This is a genomic window from Bacillus sp. SD075 (genome assembly GCF_017355165.1).
GTDB lineage: Bacteria > Bacillota > Bacilli > Bacillales > DSM-1321 > Peribacillus.
In genome coordinates this window covers 44711-68215 of sequence record NZ_JADILK010000014.1, presented here as the reverse complement: position 1 = coordinate 68215, position 23505 = coordinate 44711, and the positions used below count along the sequence as shown (strand labels likewise).

21 protein-coding genes and 1 pseudogene are annotated in these 23505 nt (G+C 36.6%); 18 read left to right on the top strand and 4 right to left on the bottom strand.

Going from position 1 to position 23505, the window contains the following annotated elements; translation table 11 throughout:
- Positions 1–115 precede the first annotated feature (115 nt).
- The 7 genes from glgB (at position 116) to IOC57_RS12425 (ending at position 8715) form a co-directional block, all read left to right on the top strand.
- On the top strand, positions 116–2044 hold the full coding sequence (gene glgB, locus IOC57_RS12455; RefSeq protein ID WP_207439053.1) for a 1,4-alpha-glucan branching protein GlgB: 1929 nt from the start codon (positions 116–118) through the stop codon (positions 2042–2044).
- Positions 2044–3210: a glucose-1-phosphate adenylyltransferase gene (locus IOC57_RS12450; protein WP_286184799.1), complete on the top strand. Its 1167-nt coding sequence runs from the start codon at positions 2044–2046 to the stop codon at positions 3208–3210. The genes glgB and IOC57_RS12450 overlap by 1 nt, the downstream gene beginning before the upstream one ends.
- Positions 3211–3227: 17 nt before the next feature.
- Positions 3228–4334 (top strand): glucose-1-phosphate adenylyltransferase subunit GlgD, encoded by a 1107-nt coding sequence (gene glgD, locus IOC57_RS12445; RefSeq protein WP_207439021.1) that lies wholly within the window; start codon positions 3228–3230, stop codon positions 4332–4334.
- A gap of 16 nt (positions 4335–4350) precedes the next feature.
- Positions 4351–5787 (top strand): glycogen synthase GlgA, encoded by a 1437-nt coding sequence (gene glgA / locus IOC57_RS12440; protein ID WP_207439020.1) that lies wholly within the window; start codon positions 4351–4353, stop codon positions 5785–5787.
- 126 nt (positions 5788–5913) lie between these two features.
- Positions 5914–7419 (top strand): cardiolipin synthase, encoded by a 1506-nt coding sequence (cls, locus tag IOC57_RS12435; RefSeq protein WP_207439019.1) that lies wholly within the window; start codon positions 5914–5916, stop codon positions 7417–7419.
- Positions 7420–7494: 75 nt separating this feature from the next.
- A complete protein-coding gene (locus tag IOC57_RS12430; RefSeq protein WP_207439018.1) occupies positions 7495–8250 on the top strand; it encodes an exodeoxyribonuclease III in 756 nt (251 codons plus the stop codon).
- A gap of 63 nt (positions 8251–8313) precedes the next feature.
- A complete protein-coding gene (locus IOC57_RS12425) occupies positions 8314–8715 on the top strand; it encodes a cytosolic protein (protein WP_207439017.1) in 402 nt (133 codons plus the stop codon).
- A gap of 338 nt (positions 8716–9053) precedes the next feature.
- Here the strand turns inward: IOC57_RS12425 and IOC57_RS12420 are convergent, their stop codons facing one another.
- Positions 9054–9575 (bottom strand): DUF2179 domain-containing protein, encoded by a 522-nt coding sequence (locus IOC57_RS12420; RefSeq protein WP_207439016.1) that lies wholly within the window; start codon positions 9573–9575, stop codon positions 9054–9056.
- Positions 9576–9815: 240 nt separating this feature from the next.
- Here IOC57_RS12420 and IOC57_RS12415 point away from each other — a divergent pair, with 240 nt between their 5' ends.
- The 6 genes from IOC57_RS12415 to IOC57_RS12390 all read left to right on the top strand — a co-directional run bounded on the left by IOC57_RS12415 (position 9816) and on the right by IOC57_RS12390 (position 13508).
- Complete coding sequence (locus tag IOC57_RS12415) at positions 9816–10172, top strand: avidin-fold protein (protein WP_207439015.1); 357 nt, start codon at positions 9816–9818, stop codon at positions 10170–10172.
- A gap of 33 nt (positions 10173–10205) precedes the next feature.
- A complete protein-coding gene (locus tag IOC57_RS12410; protein ID WP_309487701.1) occupies positions 10206–10760 on the top strand; it encodes a histidine phosphatase family protein in 555 nt (184 codons plus the stop codon).
- Between the two features lie 73 nt (positions 10761–10833).
- On the top strand, positions 10834–11508 hold the full coding sequence (locus IOC57_RS12405; protein WP_286184796.1) for an NAD(P)H-binding protein: 675 nt from the start codon (positions 10834–10836) through the stop codon (positions 11506–11508).
- 233 nt (positions 11509–11741) lie between these two features.
- Positions 11742–12158, top strand: coding sequence for a BlaI/MecI/CopY family transcriptional regulator (locus tag IOC57_RS12400; protein ID WP_207439014.1), 417 nt, complete (start codon positions 11742–11744; stop codon positions 12156–12158).
- On the top strand, positions 12155–13006 hold the full coding sequence (locus tag IOC57_RS12395; RefSeq protein WP_309487700.1) for a M56 family metallopeptidase: 852 nt from the start codon (positions 12155–12157) through the stop codon (positions 13004–13006). Before IOC57_RS12400 ends, IOC57_RS12395 begins: the two co-directional genes overlap by 4 nt.
- Before the next feature lie 73 nt (positions 13007–13079).
- Positions 13080–13508 (top strand): DoxX family protein, encoded by a 429-nt coding sequence (locus IOC57_RS12390; protein WP_207439012.1) that lies wholly within the window; start codon positions 13080–13082, stop codon positions 13506–13508.
- A 263-nt stretch (positions 13509–13771) separates the two neighbouring features.
- On the opposite strand, the pseudogene IOC57_RS12385 reads toward IOC57_RS12390, so the two are convergent.
- A pseudogene (locus tag IOC57_RS12385) lies at positions 13772–14995 on the bottom strand (IS110 family RNA-guided transposase).
- 580 nt (positions 14996–15575) lie between these two features.
- Here IOC57_RS12385 and IOC57_RS12380 point away from each other — a divergent pair.
- Together IOC57_RS12380 and IOC57_RS12375 are read left to right on the top strand one after the other, a co-directional pair.
- Positions 15576–16001: a VOC family protein gene (locus IOC57_RS12380; protein ID WP_207439011.1), complete on the top strand. Its 426-nt coding sequence runs from the start codon at positions 15576–15578 to the stop codon at positions 15999–16001.
- A gap of 588 nt (positions 16002–16589) precedes the next feature.
- Positions 16590–17369 carry a hypothetical protein gene (locus IOC57_RS12375; RefSeq protein ID WP_207439010.1) on the top strand — a complete coding sequence of 260 codons (780 nt, stop codon included), beginning with the start codon at positions 16590–16592 and terminating at the stop codon, positions 17367–17369.
- Positions 17370–17667: 298 nt separating this feature from the next.
- Here IOC57_RS12375 and IOC57_RS12370 read toward each other — a convergent pair whose 3' ends face one another.
- The gene (locus IOC57_RS12370; RefSeq protein WP_207439009.1) at positions 17668–18312 is read right to left on the bottom strand and encodes a 2OG-Fe(II) oxygenase; all 645 of its coding nucleotides are present in this window, start codon (positions 18310–18312) and stop codon (positions 17668–17670) included.
- A gap of 386 nt (positions 18313–18698) precedes the next feature.
- Here IOC57_RS12370 and IOC57_RS12365 point away from each other — a divergent pair, with 386 nt between their 5' ends.
- Positions 18699–18920: a hypothetical protein gene (locus tag IOC57_RS12365; RefSeq protein WP_207439008.1), complete on the top strand. Its 222-nt coding sequence runs from the start codon at positions 18699–18701 to the stop codon at positions 18918–18920.
- Between the two features lie 351 nt (positions 18921–19271).
- Here IOC57_RS12365 and IOC57_RS12360 read toward each other — a convergent pair whose 3' ends face one another.
- On the bottom strand, positions 19272–19553 hold the full coding sequence (locus IOC57_RS12360) for a site-specific integrase (protein ID WP_207439007.1): 282 nt from the start codon (positions 19551–19553) through the stop codon (positions 19272–19274).
- Positions 19554–20540: 987 nt separating this feature from the next.
- On the opposite strand from IOC57_RS12360, the gene IOC57_RS12355 reads away from it, so the two are divergent.
- Both IOC57_RS12355 and galU read left to right on the top strand, forming a co-directional pair.
- Positions 20541–21203, top strand: a complete 663-nt coding sequence (locus IOC57_RS12355) for a hypothetical protein (RefSeq protein ID WP_207439006.1) — start codon at positions 20541–20543, stop codon at positions 21201–21203.
- 1396 nt (positions 21204–22599) lie between these two features.
- Positions 22600–23505, top strand: coding sequence for a UTP--glucose-1-phosphate uridylyltransferase GalU (gene galU, locus IOC57_RS12350; protein ID WP_207439005.1), 906 nt, complete (start codon positions 22600–22602; stop codon positions 23503–23505).

Here is a 23505-nt window from a genome sequence, read left to right as displayed (position 1 = left end):
TCACCTCCATTTGAAGGATTAATATCATTTTCACCGAATATATATAATAACTGGGGAAGGATAGGTAAAATACTATCGAGTTAATACTGATGGAGGGGTTTTATTGAGTACAATTATGGACCAGCTGCAAGAGAATTATCCAAGCGATTTCGATTTGTATTTGTTTCATGAAGGCACCCTTTATGAAAGCTATAAAATGCTTGGGGCACACATTGTAACATCATTAGGTATTGAAGGAGTACGCTTCACCGTTTGGGCCCCCCATGCCAAGCAAGTTTCAGTTGTCGGTAATTTTAATAATTGGGACGGAAAAGATCATGCGATGAAACGGATCGAGCGTTCAGGTATCTGGGTGTTATTCGTACCAGGACTCCAAGAAGGGGAACTCTATAAATACGAAATACATACACCTGGAAATAAACGTATCCTAAAAGCAGATCCATATGCCTTTTATTCGGAAATCAGACCAAATACAGCCTCGGTCATTAAAAGGCTGGATAATTTTGAATGGCAAGATTCGAAGTGGATAACCGATAGGAAAAAGGAAAATATTTATCATAAACCCATGTCCATTTATGAAGTGCACCCAGGTACATGGAAACAGAGAGAAGATGGCGAATTTTATTCGTACCGTGAATTGGCTGATAGATTAGTTGAGTATGTGATTGATAATAGTTTTACACATATTGAACTCATGGCCATAATGGAACACCCCTTTGATAAATCGTGGGGATACCAAGTCACGGGCTATTATTCCGTAACCAGCCGTTACGGTTCTCCGGAAGATTTTAAATATCTAATTAACCTTTGCCACCAAAAGGGCATAGGGGTAATCCTTGACTGGGTTCCCGCCCATTTTTGTAAAGACGCGCACGGACTTTCCCGTTTCGATGGTACGCCTCTCTATGAACCAATTGATCATACTAGGGCAGATCGCCCGTTATGGGGGACATACAATTTTGATTTTACCAAACCGGAAGTAGTCAGTTTCCTTATATCAAATGTAATGTTTTGGATGGATGAATACCATATTGATGGGATCCGTGTAGATGCGGTTTCGTCAATGGTTTATTTAAATCATGATAATCCATTGCCGGTCAAGCTGAAAAACCAGTTTGGCGGTGAGGAAAACCTGGAAGCCATACAATTTTTGCAAAAACTTAACGAAGTGGTTTTCAAGAAATATCCCAATGCATTAATGATGGCTGAAGAAGCAACAGATCGGCCACTTATAACTTCGCCTACTGATGTAGGAGGACTAGGCTTTAATTACAAATGGAATATGGGATGGACTAACGATATAATTCGTTATATGAAACTTGAAACGGATGAAAGGCCATATCATCATAGCCTCTTAACCTTTTCATTTTTCTATGCATTTTCAGAAAATTTCGTCTTGCCATTTTCACATGATGAAGTCGTTCATGGCAAGAAGTCATTATTGAATAAGATGCCTGGTGACTATTGGCAGAAATTCGCAAATTTACGGTTACTCTTTGGGTATTTCATGACGCATCCTGGAAAGAAGCTTCTATTTATGGGCGGTGAATTTGGCCAGTTCATTGAATGGAAGGATGAGGAACAATTGGATTGGCTGCTTTTGGAATATGAATCCCACGAAAAGCTGGCATATTACTTCCGGACTCTTCAGGATTTTTATAGGCAAACTTCCTCCCTTTGGAGACTGGATCATGTCCAGGAAGGATTTGAATGGATAGATCCGAACAATAGTAAACAGAGTATCATTACCTTTATGAGAAAAGGTAAACGCAAAGGCGATTATTGCATAGTTGTATGTAATTTTTCTTCACAGGCTCATGCTCATTACCAAATAGGTGTACCATCCCATGGTAAATATATAGAGGTCTTCAGCAGTGATTCAGTAGCTTTCGGAGGATCGGGCCAGATCAATGAAGAACCCATTAATGTCAAAAAGGAACCATACCATAATCAACCATTTAGCATGGAAATAACTGTACCTCCATTAGGCATTTCTATATTTATGAAGCAAACAAAAAAAAGACGGGGGAGAGTGAACGAATAATGGGAGCGAAAAAATGGATTGCAATGTTATTGGCAGGAGGCCAGGGTTCAAGGTTAGGTGAATTGACAATCGGTTTGGCAAAACCAGCTGTCCCCTTTGGCGGTAAATATAGAATCATCGATTTTCCATTAAGTAACTGCACTCATTCTGGTATTGATACGGTTGGGGTACTGACTCAATACCAGCCATTGATTCTAAATGATTACGTAGGTAATGGAAAAGCTTGGGATCTTGATCTGGATGTTGGAGGAGTTTCCGTTCTTCCCCCTTATCAAGGGAAAGAAGGTGGTGAGTGGTATAAAGGGACGGCAAACGCTGTTTATCAAAATATCCAATACATTGATAACTATGATCCGGAGCATGTATTGATTCTCTCTGGTGACCATATTTATAAGATGGATTACAGTAAGATGCTGGATAATCACATTGAAAAAAATGCAGAGGCAACCATAGCTGTCATTCAAGTGCCATGGCAGGAAGCAAGTCGTTTCGGAATCATGAATACCAATGATGACGATAAAGTCACTCAATTCGATGAAAAACCAAAGTATCCAAAGAGTAATCTCGCATCCATGGGAGTTTATCTATTCAATTGGAAGACCCTAAGACGGTATTTAATAAACGATGAAAAAGATGAAAATTCTTCCAATGATTTCGGCAGCAACATCATTCCAAAGATGCTTGAAGACCGAAAAAAGCTATATGCCTATCGTTTTAATGATTATTGGAAAGATGTTGGAACGGTCGAAAGCCTTTGGCAAGCCCATATGGATTTATTGGAGGATACGCCAAATTTCCAGTTGGATGATCAGCAATGGAAAATTTTTGCCCGCAATGCAAATCACCCGCCGCAATATATATCACCGGATGCAGAGGTCAGTCAGTCGCTTATCAATGAAGGGTGCACGATACATGGGAACATTGAACATTCAGTTTTATCCTATAATGTACAGGTGGGCTATGGTTCAACCATAAAAGATTCAGTCATCATGCCTAATGTTACGATTGGTGAAAACGTTCATATAGAAAGAAGCATCATAGCCAGCAATTGTGTTATAGAAGATGGTGCCGTAGTCGGAAACTCAGCAGTTACATCCGATATCACCTTAATTGGTGAAAATCAGACCATTATCAATCCAAACAAAAAAAAGATCACTCTTAACTAGAAAAAGGGGAAGATGCTATGGAAAATGTGTTGGGTATTATTAACTTAATCAATGAAAGACAACATTTAAAAGATCTGACTGCTCACCGAAATGTAGCATCTGTGCCATTTGGCGGACGTTACCGTTTGATTGACTTTACGATGTCGAATCTCATTAATGCAGATGTATCAAAAGTGGCCGTCTTTCCAAAAGAAAAGTATCTTTCAGTTATGGATCATCTTGGATCAGGTAAAGAATGGAACTTGGATCGGCGTTCTGGAGGATTATATATTCTGCCCCCTATCCATCCGGATGAAACGGTAACGGGCGATATGAAGCAATTCTATGATCATCTCAGCTTTTTCGAACGTGCACAGGCAGATACGGTCATCATTTCCCCAGGAAGCCATGTTTGCAAATTGGATTTTAATGAAGTGCTTGATTATCACAAAAAACATAAAGCGGATATCACGGTCGTATATAAGGATTATGTAGGGGAATTGATTGAGAAACCAATCTATCACACTTGCTCGGTAGATTCGGATGAAGATATTACTGACATTAGCTTTTATACCATCCCTAGACCTGGTGACCATGTTTGTCTAGAAACATTCATCATAAGTAAAAAGTTATTGGTGAACTTGATCAAAAGTTGTGTTGCCAGTGGGGAATATGACTTTTTGAAAGACGCTGTGAAAGCCAATCTTCATCGTTTTACCGTCAAAGGCTACAATTTTACTGGAGATATGCCATTCATCCATTCCATTGAAAGCTTTCATTCCAGTAATATGAATTTCCTGAACCCTTCGGTAATTCGATCTTTCTTCGGGGATACTTGGGATGTTTATACAAAAATCAAACATGAGGCACCGACCAAATATTCAAGTTCTTCAAAGGTTACCAATTCATTGATAGCCAACGGTTGTGATATTGAAGGGACTGTCGAAAACAGTATACTTTTCCGTGGGGTAAAGGTGAAAAAGGGTGCTATTATAAGAAATAGCATCATCATGCAAAAAGGCGTAATTGAAGAAGGGGCTATCATTGAAAATATCATAACCGATAAAGAAGTGAGAATTACTAGTGAAAAATCAGTTATTGGTTTAAAACAGCCTACTGTAATAAAGAAAGCGGAAGTAATTTAATAGAGGAGGTGCGGCAATGAATGTTGTATTTGCTGCTTCAGAATGCGCCCCTTTTATAAAAACGGGAGGGCTCGGAGACGTTATTGGCGCGCTCCCGAAAGCGCTGAAAAAACAGGGAGTCCATGTTAGTGTGATCCTCCCTAAATACGGGGATCTTCCTAACCAATTCAAACAGGAAATGGAACATATGACGAGTATTGAAGTTCCTGTTGGTTGGCGCCAGCAATTTTGTGCCATCGAAAAACTTGTTGCTAATGGAATTACCTATTATTTCCTGGATAATGAATATTACTTCAAAAGGCATGGGAGTTATGGTTTCTTCGATGATGGCGAAAGGTTCGCCTTCTTTTCCCGTGCAATTTTAGAGGCTTTACCCTATTTAGAAGAAAAGCCTGATGTCATACACTGTCATGATTGGCAAACGGGCCTTGTCAGCGTTTTACTGAAAGCTCATTATCATAACCATCCTTTCTACCGGGATATTAAAACGATATTTACCATACATAATTTACGTTATCAAGGCGTTTATCCTAAAGTTGTTTTATCAGAATTACTGGATTTGAGTGAGTTATATTTTAATATCGATGGTCTTGAATTCCATGGAAATGTCAGTTATTTGAAAGCAGGATTAGCATTCTCTAACATAGTCACAACTGTAAGCCCAAGTTATGCGGAAGAAATTCAGAGTCCCTATTTTGGGGAAAATCTGGATGGGTTTTTACGGAAAAGAAATGGTGACCTTAAAGGGATAATCAACGGAATCGATTATGAGGAATATAATCCTGTGGCAGATGAGCATCTTGCTGTTCCATTCGATTGCTATGAGGATAAGATGGAGAATAAACGTCAGCTACAGGAATCACTGAATCTTCCTGTCAATGATGGGGTTCCGGTTCTATCAATGGTGACCAGGTTGGTTGATCAAAAAGGAATCGATCTTATTCTCCACGTTTTTCATGAAATGATGAAACAAGGGGTTCAATTCATTCTTTTAGGTACAGGTGATGAGCAATATGAATCGGCATTTCGCCATTTAGCTGACCAATATCCAAATCAAGTTTCAGTCAATACCTATTTTGATGAGGGTTTAGCAAGAAGGATATATGCTGGTTCAGATTTATTCCTGATGCCGTCACAATTCGAACCATGTGGTATCGGCCAGCTCTTAGCGCTCCGTTATGGCACTCTGCCTTTAGTTAGGGAAACTGGCGGACTCCGTGATACGGTCATTCCGTATAATCAATTTTCTGGTGAAGGTAATGGCTTCAGTTTTACGAATTATAATGCACACGATATGCTTCATACCATTGAGCAATCTGTAGGTCTGTACAAATTCCAGCCGAAAAGATGGAGGAATATGGCCGAAAGTGCAATGAAGTTAGACTTCAGTTGGACATCATCTTCCTTAAAGTATATTGAGCTATATGAAAGTTTGGTTCCTGTCATGAAGTGATAATTGAATAGGTAATACACAAAACACTTGCGAATATTGTTTTCGTGAGTGTTTTGTTTCTTTTACCATCAAATATGGGTATATGTTTAATATATTTTAAATATTGTTGAGTAGGAGAATGAAAAGATGAAGAGAAGAAGAATGGAATTTGTATTTTTACTTATTTTAATTACTGCAGTTTATATGATCCTATTCACACATGTTAGCTTCGACATGAAGCTATTTTTTATTGGATTATATATTTTTGTCATGTTTATTACCATGATTTCACTCATGCTGGAAAATAGATTTGCTCACGAGACCCTTTTATGGATGTATGTGCTTTTGTTTTTCCCGGTATTTGGATATGTATTTTATTTATTCTCAGGTCAGCTCTATCTAAAAGGGTATTTATTTCAAAATAAAAGGAAAAAAGATCGCGAAGAATGGAAGAGTCTTGTCACACAGGTAGCCTCGCCAGATCTATCGTTCTTGAATAATCATCAGCAATCATTCGCAGCTTTTGCTAAAAATGCATCTGAGACCACCATTAGTACGTCATCGCAAACGGAAGTATTGAAAAATGGTAAAGAAACGTTTACAGAAATCATTAAACAGTTAAAAAAAGCTGAAAAATTCATCCATATTGAATATTATATTTTTCGTTCTGATAGGCTTGGTACTGAAATTATAGATATCCTTATTGAAAAAGCAAAAAATGGTGTGGAAGTTTTATTCATTTATGATGCGGCCGGTAGTTTAAGCCTTTCAAATAATGAAGTTAAACGGATGAGAAATGCAGGGATAAAAACTTATTCATTTTCCCCATTGAAACATGGTTTTTTCAACCAAAAGTTTAATTTTAGGAATCATCGGAAAATCATCATCATTGATGGGGAAGTTGGTTTTGTTGGAGGGCTAAACGTAGGAGAGGAATATTTAGGACGAAATAAAAACATTGGATTTTGGAGAGATACACACATGGTCCTTAAAGGTGAAGCGGTATATATGCTTCATACGGTTTTCCTTTTGGATTGGGAATATGTCAGTGGGGAAGATGTCTTGCAAGAACGTCCAGAATTCAAGAATACAGTGGGAAAAGGAGATGGAGCTGTCCAGGTGGTGGCAAGCGGACCTGATACACAACAGGGAATCATGAGTGACTTTTACTATTCACTTATCACTAGCGCTACGGAATCAATCTGGATTGCAAGTCCATACTTCGTTCCAAATCAAGCGATTAAAGCAGCCATTCAACATGCCGCAATTAAGGGGATACAAGTTAGGCTTATGGTTCCGGCAATAAATGATGGATTTTTAACCCAATATGGCAGTCGTTCCTACTTCGGGGAGTTGCTTCAATTCGGTGTAGAGGTATACTCATATAAAAAAGGGTTTCTTCATCAGAAACTTATTATCGTTGATGGTGATATGGCTTCCATAGGAACGGCAAACATGGATATGAGGAGTTTTCATCTGAATTTTGAAGTGAATGTCTTTCTTATGGGCAGCCGTACAATTGATGATCTTGTCACTCATTATAAAGAGGATATGATGGATAGTGTAAAACTAGATGCTATCGGGTATAACAATCGTGGCCTACTGGAACGTTCAAAAGAATCATTTGCCAGATTGTTTTCGAATATACTCTAATGGGAAAAAAAGCAGATAAATAGTATAGTTGAAATGTAAAGAAATTAATTGACCATAAGGAGAATTAACGAGAGTATGAAATTGGTTTCCTGGAATGTGAATGGAATTAGGGCTTGTGTTAAAAAAGGATTTTTAGATTACTTTAAAGATGTGAATGCAGATATTTTTTGCCTTCAAGAAACTAAGCTTCAAGAAGGGCAGATTTCACTTGAGTTGGAAGGGTACCATCAATATTGGAATTATGCATTAAAAAAAGGATATTCAGGTACGGCCATTTTCACAAAGGAAAAACCGCTTTCAGTGAAATATGGCGTAGGGGAGATGGTCGAGGAACCGGAAGGCCGGATCATTACACTGGAATTTGAGAATTTCTATATGGTGAATGTTTATACACCAAATGCAAAAAGGGATTTATCAAGGCTTGATTATCGTCTCGAATGGGAAGATGGGATAATTGATTATCTTAGAGAACTGGACTTGGTGAAGCCGGTTATCTATTGTGGAGACCTCAATGTCGCACATCAGGAAATCGACTTGAAAAACCCAAAACCTAATATCGGGAATTCTGGTTTCACTAATGAAGAACGAGGAAAGATGACTGAATTACTTGATGCAGGGTTTATCGATACATTTCGTCATTTTTATCCGGAACAGGAAGGCGCCTATACTTGGTGGTCATATATGGCTAAAGTAAGAGAGAGGAATATCGGGTGGAGAATCGATTATTTCATTGTTTCGAAACGTATGGCGGATTCTTTAATAGAGGCTAACATTCACTGCGATATCATGGGCAGTGACCATTGCCCTGTTGTCTTGGAAACAAACCTCTAAATCGAATAAATTCGGTTAAATGGGGATAATAATGGTTATCCATATTCAGCAGGAGGTTAGACTATGAACACATTTATCGTGGGCTTTCATCAAGAAGATAATGTAGACAGCATGCAAGTGCAAAAATTGGCGTCGGCTGAGTTTGAAAAATCAACATCAAGAGGATTTCGCAGATTATTTGAACTGGATACAAATATCGGGTATTTCGTTTTTTTTGATGCTGAAGATGATGAGGGTAATCTATCCCATCTAGTTTTACAGTATGAAGAAGATAATCAGGATCCAAGTGATTGTTACTCCTTCACTAAAAATGATTTTTATGAGTTCATGGCACTTTATTTACAAGGCATGGATGAAGTGAAAGAGGAAGAAGATGATGATGACATTGAAGAGTATGGTCCGATCCACCATCTTGCCCATTTGATGTTCCATATTGTTGAAGAAGGAAAATCGGTTAAGCCTTAACCGGCCGAGTCTGAGATGAAAGGTGCTTGTGAGCTTTGTGTGACAGGGGAGAGATAGAACTTTACAATCCATCATTTAATACCCAGAGAATTAGGCGGCATCCTTTTAATAATAGCCTATCTCTATCTCTATAAATCATGTCATAAACAGGTTCACGCACTATATTGAAAGTGAGAGGTGACATTCGACTATATACCGTGCTTTTGCTAAAAGATGATGAAGCATTAAAAAAATACTTAAAGTGGATTAAAAAACAACCTGTAACGGGGGCAGTAAAGATTAGAAAGTCAAAATGAAATGCAAAAGCCCATCTTAACAGATGGGCTTTTGCATTTCATTCAACCTGCTTTATTTTTCAATCGATCCAGTAAAAATCCACCTTTAAAATAACGTGGTTCATATGAAATGATGAAAGCCTTAGGTTCAAACTTTTCAACAGTTGCTATCAATTCTTGTTCCCGATTGCGTTTTGTCAAGATTTCCATCCGATACCGGTTGCTATCCCTGCCCTCGCCCGTATAAAGAGTTACACCAAATCCGTTGTTCCTTAATGTATCTACCAACTGTTCATTTTTGGATTGAGTATTAACGGTCACATTAATGAAACCGATGGCAAGTTTTTGCTCAATTTTCGTACCAAAAATTATTCCGATTCCAAAACCAACTGCATATACAACCATGGCTAGTATGCTTTGGTCACCGCCAAATACTAGGGACAATCCAAAAACGTATATTAACATTTCTGCGATTCCCAGTATCGAGGCAAGTATGGTAATATTTTTTACTAAGAAAATGGTTCGCAATGTGTAAATTGGAACATAAATAAGTTGTAATAGTAGAATCAGAAGTATATCTTTCAATTGAGCACCTCACCAACATCTTCCCGTTTGATTAGACGTTTCAACTTGGGGAATGTTCATTCCATAAGTAACATCTTCCATAATATAACCACAACATAATAGGGGAATTCAATGGGGAATATTATGTATTTTTTGTGGCATTTAAATTGACAACGAATTAAAATTCTATAAAATTTTTCAATACTCTTTTTTTTGTTTATTTGGTATCATTATCCTTATTAATTCAATGGGGGAATGATGATGTTTAATTATGATGGCCGGATATTCAAAGCTAAAGTCAATTCTGAAAATGGAGAAGTATCAGGAAATACTTTCTTCCACTATTCACAAGAAGGCTCAATTCTTTCAGCAAGTTATCATGGTGGCGAGATTGTTAAAGGGACTTTAATAGGGCTTGTCAATATGGATGGTTCGCTAGAATTCAGGTATAATCATATCAATGAAAAAGGTGAAATTAGAGGAGGAAGCTGTCTTTCCACCCCTGAAATGTTGGCAGATGGAAGAATACGCTTGCACGAAAAATGGAAATGGTCAGATCTTGAACAGAGTGAAGGAAACTCCATCATTGAAGAAGTGAAAAATTATCAATCTAAATAGAAAGGTTTGAGGACAATTACTACTATCTGTTTAGTGCGGCATGGTCAAACAGATTGGAATGCATCAGGAAAACTGCAGGGGCAAACTGATATACCTTTAAATGAACTAGGAAAGATACAGGCACGGAAATGTGGTGAATTTTTGTCAAACGAGGCTTCTTGGGATGTGATTATTTCGAGTCCTCTAAAAAGGGCAAGGGTAACGGCAGATATCATTTCGCAATATATTGAAGTCCCGGTTATTGAAAAAATGGAATTCATTGAAAAGAATTTTGGCGTCGCTGAAGGAATGACAGCAGCTGAAAGGGAGTCAGCATTCGTGGATAAAGAATATCCTGGTCAGGAAAATCAGGAATCCTTACGTAGCAGGCTGATGAATGGGCTCCAGGAAATTCAGAAGGAGTATCCTGAGATGAAAGTTATACTTGTCGCTCATGGAGCCGTCATTCATTTTATTTTACGCTTAATGACAAACGAGTCAATCGTATCCAACGAAATGCGCTTATCCAATGCATGCTTGAGTACGATTAGGTTTGAAGTCGATTCTTGGATAATTGATGATTTCAATCAAGTGAAACATTTATCTTAGTTCTATTAAGTTACATTAGAGATAAAATAAATATGGTTGATATTGAGGAACTAATTATAGAAAGAAGGAAATCATGACTAATAAGACGGCATTGATTTTAGGAGCTACAGGTGTGGTCGGTACCCAGTTAGTTAAAGAAATAAGCAACAGCAAAATTTATGGAGAAATTCATTTGCTGACAAGAAGGGAAACGAAATTCACGGAACCCAAGTGCACAGTACACGTTGTGGATTTTGAGAATTTATCCAAGTATGCCGATTTGTTCAATGTCTCAGATGTTTTCATTTGTTTGGGTACAACAATCAAAAAAGCTAAAACGAAGGAAGCTTTTCATAAAGTTGATTATGGCTATGTAATCGAAGCCGCTAAAATGGCGAAGACATCCCATGTTGAAAAATTACTCGTCATAACGGCCATGGGAGCCAATTCCAAATCAAAGTTTTTCTACAGTCGCGTTAAGGGTGATGTGGAAAGAACACTAAAACACCTGGAATTGAATACTGTACATATATTCCGCCCTTCCTTGCTTCTTGGAGAACGCAAGGAATTCAGGGCAGGTGAAAAGATTTCTGGTCTGCTAGGTACTTCTGCTAAGTTTGTCTTTGTGGGTCCATTACGCCCATACCGTGCAATAGAAGCAAACAAAGTAGCAGCTGCAATGTACGCTGCGGCCCAAACGACGGCAAAAGGATATCATTTTTATAATTCTGATGAAATAGAGGAACTTGCACAAAGAGGTACTTTATAATTAGTGAAACGGGCCTCCAATAGGCTCGTTTCTTAATTTGATAGCAAAATTTGATTCTCGTTTAAAAGGAAAAAGGAATGGATGTACTACTGTAACAACTGGGTAAAGCAAGGCCAATAGGGTCTTGAAAAGCAAGTAAAGCCAATCCAGAGAAATCCGTGATGCTAATCTTCCGGATGTAACTTGATTGTAACAAGGAATTCCACTACAATTCGTAGTGGGGGTGATAATAGATGCATATTAAAAATTTTAAATATGATGAAGTTGGCCTGAATCGTTTCTTTGGTCCATTGGAAGCTAATATCATGGAATATTTATGGGATAAAGATGAACAGAGCATTAAATCGGTACAGCAATCATTGGAAATTGACAAACCCATCAATTTCAACACAGTAATGACTGTCATGAATCGTTTGGTAGAAAAAGGTATTCTTGAAAAGAGGTCTAAAGGAAGAATTTCATTATTTCGCCCCGTTCAGTCAAAAGCGGAGTTTCTAGAAGAGCAGTCAAAGAAACTGACTGAGAATTTGCTGGATGAATTTGGTGGGGCAGTCATAAACCATATGCTGGATGCTATGAAAGATGCTGACCAAGGTTTAATTGAAAAATTGGAACGGAAAATTCAATCGTTAAAAAAGGATAAATTATGATGTGGAAGAGAAAGTCTTATTATGTGATAGGCCTGAGTCTTTTAATTGCCTGTGTAGTATGGTGCCAAATGGGTGCTTTTTTGGTCCACATCTTTTTTGGTGTGAATATTAAAGCAAATTTTTTAAAATTTTGTTTTAGCTTATTCAAGGAAGATTCAGTATACTACTTTGTGGTCGTCATCCTGCTAAGTATAATAATATCCTATAGTATATTGAGCACCTTATTTAAAATTGCAGAACAATATCTTTTATCCAGAAGGTTTAAACAAAAGCTGTTACTTTCCAAAAATATTGATATGACAAGGTCAATAAATGAAATATTCAATCGGGTCAACAATGATATCTTAGTTGTGAACGCTGAACAGCCTTTTGCTTTTACGCTTGGTTTCAGGCGGCCTTCCATGTTCAGTACCGGTTTGATTCAATTGTTGGATTTTGATGAGCTAGAAGCGGTAGTAGAGCATGAAGACTTTCACCAAAAAAAATATGACCCACTGGTAATTTTTATTTTACAGTTGATCTCAGATGCGTTATGGTTTGTCCCACTGACAAAATGGTGCCTTGAAAATTACAAAATAATAAGTGAATTATCAGCCGACGAAAATGCGATTCATAAAATGGGGACTGAATTAGGCATAAGTGCCGCTTTGTTGAAGTTAATTAAACATGGTTGCACTGATAAATCATCTCCTGTCCTTGTCCATTTCTCCAATGAATCAGTTAACTATAGACTTCAGCAATTAATTGATCCCCATAAAACGATTCCTTTGAGGGCTGAAACTACCACGATTTTTGTTTCTATTTATGTGTTAATTATACTTTTGGGAATGACTATAGTGATTGTCTGATGACTTTCACTTGATTTTTTTACCATCTTACACTACACTTTGTAGTGTGAAATAAATCAAAAGGAGATGTGTCATGAATAAACAAGAGATCGGAACTTTTTTATTAAGGGTTATGTTGGGAATTTCATTTTTCTTGCATGGTTTGTCAAAATTCAAAGGAGGATTGGATAACACTTCAGGATGGTTTCAAAGTATAGGCATTCCTGGATTCATGGCCTATGTAGTCGGTATTATTGAATTGGTTGGAGGAATTGCATTAATTATAGGTCTTGGAACAAGAATAATTTCTGCCCTCCTTGTATTCATCATGGCTGGTGCAATTGTTTATGTGAAATTCCCAGCAGGTTTTATGGGTAATGGAGAAGGCACAGGGTACGAACTGGATCTCATTCTTATGATTATTGCACTTCACCTAGTATTGAATGGGAGCCGATTCCTATCTATAGACTCTAAGTTACCTACCCTTAAAAAAAGACAAGATTCAAAAATGATAGCAAGTTAATACCAATAAACGATATCACAAAAAATTAAACACCTTTTTAGGCAATCTAGAGGCATGAAACTGGTAATCTACTGGGCTCATGCCTTTCTTACGATTAGTCAATGTCTTTGCTTGAATTAATTTATTAGTATTTAGAATGTACAGAGTGTTCAGGGTTACTAATAATAATTGGGTGACGAATTGTTAAATATATGCATACAAAATAGATCTAGCCAACTTGGATTTTTTTACTAGGTCATTTGATTATGTTATTATTTATAAAACTATGATTTGGAGGCCAAGCCGTAATCATAGTTCATATTGTGTGAAATAAGAAAGAAGAAAGAAGATGTTCTTCAAAAGCTTATTCACACAGGCGATGGACGCAACTTTATGACATTTGTTATAGGGTTGCGTTTTTAATTTGTCGTAATAATCAACGATATGATTCTGTCCGTAACGTCTCTGTTTAATCATGTTCTGAATGATTAGGAACAGCAGTTTTCGTAAGTGTTTATTACCACGCTTATTAATTTTGTCCTTAAAATAGGTTTTTCCTGATTGGAATCGGCGTATGTCACTACCCGCAAAAGCATTTAATTGTTTGTTATTCTCAAAACGGTGGATGTCTCCGATTTCTGCTATTAAGCGAACTGCTGTATTGGGGCCAATGCCTGGAAAACTCAAGATCACCTTGTATTCGTTGCGTTTTTCTGCTAATTGGACCATATCATTAATACATTGTTCCTTCTGTTGGAGAAGTTCTTGATAACGTCTAGCGTATGACCGTGTTGCTCGCATAAAACATCCGATGAAGAAACAGCTGGATAGGACTGCTGGGACGCCTCAATTAGTGCGATTGCTTTCTTTTCTGCCTTCGCTCCCGAGATATTTTTATTTGTATTGGCACGTATTTTATTTTTAATAATTGTTTTTGAAAGTCCCTGAACAAAATCTGGATGTGGAAACAATTGGACAATGTTTAGAAATAAATCAGATTTAATGGTGAAGAGTTTTTCCAGTTCAGGAAAGGTCAACTGAATGACTTTATGCATGCGACTACGAGTTACCGATAAATCATCATCAAGCTCACTGTAAAATCTCGAAAGTGACTTCAACTGTTGAAACAGGGTGTCTGTCCCGTTTGTCTTCTTTCGGGAGACAGAGGAGTGAGTTAAAGCCAATTGATGGGCATCACTTTTATCAGTTTTATGAATCCTTAAGGCATCACATTGCTTTTTAGCCTCTAGAGGGTTTAAAAGACAGTAGGAAAAATAGTTATCACGCATAAAGCGTTCCAATTGCCGAGAATAGACACCAGTTGATTCGAACACAATATAAGGTTGGTCCCCATATCCTTCGATTAATTCATCAATCCGAGCTCTTAACTTTTCAAACTCAGGTTTGGTGTGTTTAATTTCAGCTTCATAAATACATTTTTTCAAGCCATTATAAATGACCATGTAACTCTTTCCCATACTCACGTCAAAGGCAATTACATGTTTCATGTTATCCTCCTACAATTTTCTTAAATTGAAGCCTTCATCTTACACTTTTCGACTCTAAATTCTTATACACGATCTCTAGGATCCAACATACTAAAACCTGATTCAAATAAGGTAAATGAAGAAGGTCCGTTTTAATTACGGATTCTAGATCCTAAGGCATGATCGACCTATTCTTCATTTCTACTATATAAAAAATAGTAGTGTGGACCAATGCCTTGGTCCGCACTACTAATCTTAGTATGTTTTCATTTCATCGTGTCCTTGATTGAAATGGATTCATGACTTGAAAACCGATAATAAATCAAATCAACTTTTCGATGACTACATCATCGTAATATATATTGCGAAATGACAATTCTTCAAGGTTGAACAAATAACCTTGGAATTGTCAATTAAATCATTAACAAACAAAAAAATTGATAGTTTTCAGTAAGATCTCATTGACGAACGCATGTTCCTTGTTGTAAAATTTAATTATGGGTAATAATGGTAAATCATTTATTGCCACTAACCAGTTCAAAAGGAAGCTTGGAAATCTCTCAAGCTTAGTAAAAATTAAAGCAAAAGGAGCTACTTAATTATGACCATGCGATTATCTCCATATTTAATGATGAACGGAAATGCGAAGGAAGCGATTCAATTTTACGAAAAAGCATTGGATGCAAAAGTCCTTTTTAATCAATCTTTTGGAGAGATGCCAGAAAACCCTGAATTTCCTCTGCCAGAAGAAGCAAAGGATCTTGTGGCACACGCAATGTTAAAGGTTGGGGAAACCGACCTCATGTTTTCCGATACGTTTCCAGGTCAAACCAGTCAGTCTGGAGATCAAGTCACGATCTGTATTTCAATGAACGATATTGAAAAATCAAAACGAATCTTTGAAACTTTGTCGCAAGGTGGAGAAGTGAAAATGCCGCTTCAGGAAGCTTTTTTCAGTCCTGCTTATGGAATTGTATCTGACAAATTCGGTGTAACCTTTCAAATATATACAGAGGGTCAACAATAATTTTTTCTAGTTTAAACAATAACAGCTTCTTGTGACTAACTAATAGTTGCAACTGTTATTTGTTAAATAAATAAATCCCAATTTCTCATCTATATCACGGAGAGATTGGGATTTTTAATATGGGAATTTCCTTAAAGTAGTAAAGTAAGGTTTTACTTGCAGAATTCCATTCGGAATTAAAGGTATGATTCTTATCTCTTTTCATAAGCAGCCAAGGATCATCCCGAACTGTAACATAGTATGTAAGATAACAAAATGTAGACGTACATTTTCACTGTCCCCAGGTCCTGGATTCATATATATATTGCTCTTAAAAACCGAACTCCACCATTCATATCATGATTTACGTAATTACCGATAATTTATTTGGGTTCCACACTTTTAACTTTGATACCTTATCGTTATTTTTCTGTGATATTCGTCATATATTCTTCATCTATTTGTTCTTTGTTTAGAAAATGGCTATGCTATTATTTAAAACATTGACATACAAATTAGCCGCATTCTTTGTGAAATATATTCCTGGTAATAGGCTAATCTCATTCGAGGTAACTTTACATCGTGTAATAAGGGGAAAGGGGGACCAACGTGAACACAGATCAAGCTTTCAACCTGTTAAAGGATGCAGGAGTAACAGAAAGCAGTAGCATACAAACCGTTAGACGCTGGCTTCGTGAAGGGAAGATTAAATATGAGGGGGGAAACGGAAATAGAAAAACTGGATACATAATGGATGACATCGATCAAGCATTTGAAATGTTAAAAGATGCAGGAGTAACAGAAAGTAATAGTGTACAAACTATTAGGCGCTGGCTTCGTGAAGGGAAGATTAAATACGCGGGAAATGGAAAGAGGAACAATGGATACATAAGCGATGACACAGCTTCAAAGCTGGCTATAAATGATATCATAGATCAAAATAAAGATGAAATCATACATCGATTAAAATTAAAAATACAAGCTCAAGATAAGCATATAGAAGGAATCGAAGAACTTCATGAGACTGGAAAAAGAATATTGATTCAGCAAAGGGATATGTTCAAAAAGGAAGTTGCCATTCTAAAGAATGAAAAAAGTGCATTACAAAATGAAACAAAGGAATTGTTAAAAGAAAATATTGAATTACGTAATGAATTGATAAAATTAAAAGAAAATATCAGAAACAATTACAGTATTGACTCCACTACTCAATCAAATGATTATAGTGAAAAATTAGGGCTCTCTAAAATGGCGAGCAGTAAAGAAGTATTAGCAGAATATAAAGGGTTATTAAAAATTACTCATCCAGACCATAATGGTAACGCGAGGGTATTTCATTACATTAAGACTGATTACGATAATTTTAGAAAGAGCAACAAAGGTAAATAAAAAGTTTTTTTATGCATACAGATTATTTTCAAATAAAACTTAACGAAATTCCTAGAGTAAAAGTTTGTTTGAAACCCTTGATAGTCGAATCGATTGTTAGGATTAAGGGCGAACGGAAATTTTGGAGTTCAAAGCGCCGGGCCAGTGTTAATTAAGACTATTGATCTTTCTTTTTTGATTTCAACGTTGGGAATTTTTGTAAATAGTTTCTAAATGAACGAAAAGGTGCCTTTGTTCATTTGGCACCTGAATTTGAGTCATTTAAAATCTATCGTTTTGCACATCATCAATCTTCAGCCTATTTTTGTCTCCTCATCCATTGTGTTGCAACCCATTTTTCCCCTGTTATAACGGGCGCTCCACCATGTAAAGTTCGTTCGTTTATGTTTTTATCGTTATAGAAATATTCGAAATACACAGCCATCCCCTTTCGCGGGGACACAGAGAAATTCAGTTTAGGAAAAAAGGTTTCTCCTCCATGCTCCACATCATTTAAGTACATGATGATTGTGCTGATTCTATTATTTTTTGTTGCTGTACTTGAAGATGTAAAAAAATCAAAATGAGCTTTATACTCTTGACCAGGAGTATATTTAAGAATTTGAATACCATCTCCATGTTCAAGGGGGATATTCATGATTGTAGATATCCTTTTTTCAATTTTGGTAATGATGTCATATTCATTTTCTTGGAAAAACATACTACTGCTTGTTCTTATCTCATTTACTTCGTGCGTAACTCCAGTTTTGGAACGATGCATTTTATTTTTTGACAATTCAATAAGACCGTCACATTCTTCTTCACTCAAAACATTTCCTAAAACTACAACTAGAGGTTCTTCTAATTTAGCAATCACATTAATTTCTCTATCTTCCGTTTGGATTGTATTTCCAATATGGTTAAAAATCGTTTGTTCTTTCCTTATTTTATTATCCACTGTCAACTTTCATCGACTCCCAAAAGAATGAATTTTCCGAACAGTTAGTTTATCCTATTTCTGTAAGCGTTTTTCTTTATTAATTATACCATGTAAGTTGTTATATAACTGTTTCTTATTTCCGTTAACATTGCTTCGTATTATGAGGTCGACAAGTAAACATTACTGGGTGACCTGGTACTTGACTATAGCAAACTCTAATCTTTTACATAAAACATAATAAGCTCACAACAAGATATTTATGTGTGTATTTTCATCAAAATCCTTACGTGAAATTATTACCTTTTATTATTGAAGGGATTTTTCAAAATGTTTTATATCAGTTATTATTTCACTAATCTTTGTGGAGAACGTCTCCTTTCACAATGGCAATGATAAGGGGAAGCAGGTTAATGAGAGAAAAAGAAAAAAGGATAAAAAGTAATAGTTTGATAGGAAATGTGAAGGAGTGTTTAAAAGTGGTGTTATTGAAGAGTAATAAAAATCCATCGTTGTTTTGTTTACTCATTGGTAAGGCAGTGCAATGGGCCATTTTTAAAAACTTGTCAAACAAATGTGTGGAAATTTGTGCAAAACCGGAGTATGCCGTTAAAGGATGGAATGTATTGTATTGAAAATTGAACATGAGTCTCCCACTATTCCACGGCGTTATAAGGCTGGTGAAATTATATGGTTATGTAATATTTCAGGAGTGTAACTTTATTTCAGCATTTAGAATCTGGAGGGGCTGTATCCGAAAAATTGATGAGGCAAGTTCTTTTTATGCTAAAAGAAATGAAGCGTTTAAAGTTTACCAGATTGGATGCCGATTGGCGCCACATTATTGTAACTAAGGAAAAGGAATTAAAAGATTTATAAATAAAAAATAACTCCATTAAAGCTAAAAAGGAGTTATTTTGGGTTGCTATGACGCTGAACAATAAACAATATATAGAAATTCATTCAAAAGGGCCTGTATAGTATTTTTAAAACGGAGGCTTATCACTATTTTTAACGTTTGTAAAAGTACGAACTAGTTTATATTGTTCGAACGTTTTGAATGCGGCATTTTTATTTTTGAAAAATGAAATGATAACTGTAATTAGTGCATTTTTTGTTTCTTCTTCATTAATACCTATATTGGGTAGAGTGACAAATGGATGGGAATGATGCAGGTTCTGTTGCAGCATGGCAATATCCTTCATGTCTTTGTATAACCAAAAGCCAAACGTTTTTCCGAGTATGGATGCCGACATGTTCCGCGCCAACGAATGCTACGGCCTTCTTTAAATGCCGGGAGGCCAGCCGGCCCTCCTTCCTAAGTATGGACTCTGGCGTTTTTCGTATAGTTATAGTCCTCCTGGAAGCAATTCGCGATATACGTGTCGCAAACTTTTTTCTGGGATTTATTGTATGATCAGTCGAAGAAGGACCCCACCCTGGCGCCCAATCCATTTACAATAACGAACGTAAAATACGGCAGTTATACAAATTATAATTCTCGTAAAATTATATTATTACCAAAAGGATAGCGATTTTTCCTTTATAAAGTGTTTTTTGGATTTTTTATTGCAAGGTGCTATAAGTTTACGTTTACACATGGCAAACGCTCAGTCATTCAAAGGCTTGTTGAATAATTATAGAAAGAATGGTGAAGTTGTTCTCTATCCATGCAAATAACAATATGGGAAACCCATACACCCTTAATAATACACCAACCATTTTGATTAATACTGCTTAGGCTGTAACGTTAATTTGGCTTCCGTTACTTTTGAAGAGTTAGACCCCGCTCCCAACATCCATCCTGGGGCAGAGAAGCTTCAAATTGTTTTAAGTACACACCAACTAATAACTTCTTTGATTACGGTGTATCCATGGTTGCCCTGCATTAAATGGCCATTACTTTACCATTCCTAGTTTTCCGAGTGGCCCTGTGAAAATAACGTGTCAAGGACTACCGACCCCTTGACTATTAGGTGCTACTGCTGCGTACACCATCAATGTGGACGACGATACAATAAATACCAAGAACAATTCTGTAATTATGATCGAAACGGCAACACATTTCATGACGACAACAACACTAGGAAATGGTGAAATAGCTATCTACGATTGTCCTTAAACTGGTTCCTGCAACGTAAGTGATTTACTTAGAAACATAAAAAATAATATTATGTCAATGCGATTTTACTAATACACAATATGAAATACAAGTGTGCTTCCATAACCAATAAATAGAAAAGGGTGGGAACCTAATGGGTAAAAATGATCAAACAGATAAATATAAAGAAGAAGACAAAAAGAAGAAATATAAGAAAGTTAAGAAAAATGATAAAAAGCATGATGACTTTAACCATATATTAGAAAATATTCAAGTCCAGCTCCAACTCCAAGAACAACAACAGAAAGAGCTTCAGGTTCAACTTCAGAATCAGTTAATTAAACAACAAAATGAGATTTTAAATAAAATCTTACACGAAATAGCGAAGATTTCACAACCACTAGAAAATATTCAAGTCCAACTCCAACTCCAAGAACAACAGCAGAAGGAATTTCAGGTCCAGCTTCAAGATAAGTTATCTAAACAACAAGATGAGAATTCAAATAAGGTCTTACAGGAAATAACGAAGCGTTCACAACCACTAGAAAATATTCAAGTCCAACTCCAATTCCAAGAACAACAACATAAGGAACTTCAGATTCAACTTCAGAATCAGTTAATTAAACAACAAGATCAAACTTCAATTAAAATCTTACACGAATTAACGAAGATTTCACAACCACAACCCCTCTTATTAAAATCTCCTTTTAGCATAATCGATACACTTGATCTAGATGTAGAAAAAAAGGCGCAGATTGCCATGTTTATAGCAAATAGCAGTAGTAGTAGTAATAAAAATGAAGAGGAAACTAAATAAAGAAGAAGTGGCTGAGTAAGTCCTTTCTTCTTTAATTAATTGAAAACTAGAATATTTGCCACCCGTTACTATTGTAAAAAGGTTCGGTTTCGTTACGGAGTCTTCCTGCTGTTCTGTTCATAAAAGTACACGTTCGGGAACGGAGGCGTATTCTCCTGAACTGCCATTTTAAATGTTCGTAAAAGTGCAAACTAGTTTCAAGAATTTACATTGATTTTTACGAACGTTTTGAATGCGTCATTTTTAATTTATAAAAATGAAAATGCTACTGTTTTTAGTACATTGTTTGTTACTTCTTCGGTAATACCTTATGTATTGCATGGTGACAGAAGGACGGGAATAATGCAGGTTCTGTTGCAGCATGGCAATATCCTTCGTGTCTTTGCTAACCCAATAGTCAAATGTATATAAAGGAATTCGCGATATACATACGCAGATTTTTTGCGTTTTGCCTTACTTGACCCGGAGATCTTGTTTTGATTGCCTTTGAGTCCCTTAGGATCTGTTTCGCGTGGTTAATGGGAGCAAGTCCCCGACACGGAGCCGGTTTCACGGTTTCCCCCTCCTGTCCGACAAATGTGCATCCCAAATTTTTTGAGTTTCCTTCAAAGGGTTATGGAAAAACCAGCTTCAAACATATCGCTGTAGTTGGTGTAGGGTATGTTCCAGCAGAAAACGAAACCTATGGCGATGGCGTCAGGGTTGTAAATGGAGCGGCATGGTACATTAGAAATGTATCCAATATGCCAAGTTTTGTGCTTTATGTACGGAGAAGTAGTAGTGTTGCTTTCAAGGATGATAACAGGTGTCGCGTTAGGGGCTAGTTAATAAAATGCCTAGACTATATCCATTTCAACAAAGATTGTACTCTTAGTTATCAGGCCTGATAACCATTTAATTAGAAATGCAGGGAGTTAATAAACTCACCTTTTTATAGTCTTCTTAAATTTAAGATTAAGAAATTAATTGTAAATCCCAATCAAATCATGAATACAGCCCCTCCTATATTTTAAAAGGTTATTTGTGAAAAAACCGCTTATAAATTAGTCTACGGTTTGGATAAACTACTGTGTGAGTTTTTTTGCTGTTCAGCAGTCTAAACGATTCCCTTTTTTTCTTTCTTTGGGAAACTATAGCTGTCAGAAATGAGAGCAACAATTTCTTATCGACCATTAGACAAAAGCCATGGTAACTCCATTACATATAAAGTGTAATGGAGTTTTTAATTTGGCACTAACTGACAGGTTGCGACGATCGGCAGCAGCCAGATTGGGATTCTTACAAGTATAGCCTTCTGGTCCCAGTTAAATAAAAATGGACTAAATGGGCTATTAACTAGACCGGAAGTTGTCCTATTGCATATAAAGGATAAATGAATGACAAAAGGAGGCAGCTTATGAAAATCCGAAAGGCCATTATTCCGGCCGCAGGACTCGGGACTCGATTTTTGCCTGCAACAAAAGCTCAGGCTAAGGAAATGCTGCCGATTGTTGATAAACCAACGATTCAATATATAGTTGAAGAAGCAGTAGCTTCGGGTATAGAGGAAATTATTATCATAATCGGTAGAGGAAAAAGATCAATAGAGGATCATTTTGATAAATCCTATGAGTTGGAAGATGCACTTTTAAGAAAAAATCAGCTCGGTATTTTAGCGGAAGTTCAGAAAATATCTAGTTTGGCAAATATCTATTATGTCCGCCAAAAGGAACCGATGGGGCTAGGACATGCAATTCTTTGTGCTAAAAGCTTCATTGGAAATGAACCTTTTGCTGTTATGTTAGGGGATGACATCGTTATGTCTAAAACACCCTGTCTGAAACAAATCATCAGTATTTTTGAGTATTGCAACAGTTCAGTCGTAGCTGTTCAACATGTACCGGATAAGGAGGTCAGTAAATATGGAATTATTAAGCCAAAAGGGACAATGATTGAGCCTAACCTTTTTCATATCGATTCTTTGGTGGAAAAACCAAAAAGGGAAGAAGCTCCTTCCAGGTATGCAATAATGGGGCGTTATGTTTTTAGACCTGAGATTTTTGAAACACTGTCAAATCTTCCGATTGAACATGGTAATGAATTACAACTTACTGATGCCATAAATGAGCTAAACAAGCAGCAGGCCGTATTAGCATATAACTTTGAGGGAAACCGATATGATATTGGTGATAAAGTTGGATTCATCAAGGCAACAATAGACTTTGCTTTGCGCAGGGATGATATAAGAGACGAGGTACTTTCCTATTTAAGGGATGTAAGTAAGAAAGAAAATCTTCAAATGATAAAGAGAGAGCTTGAATAA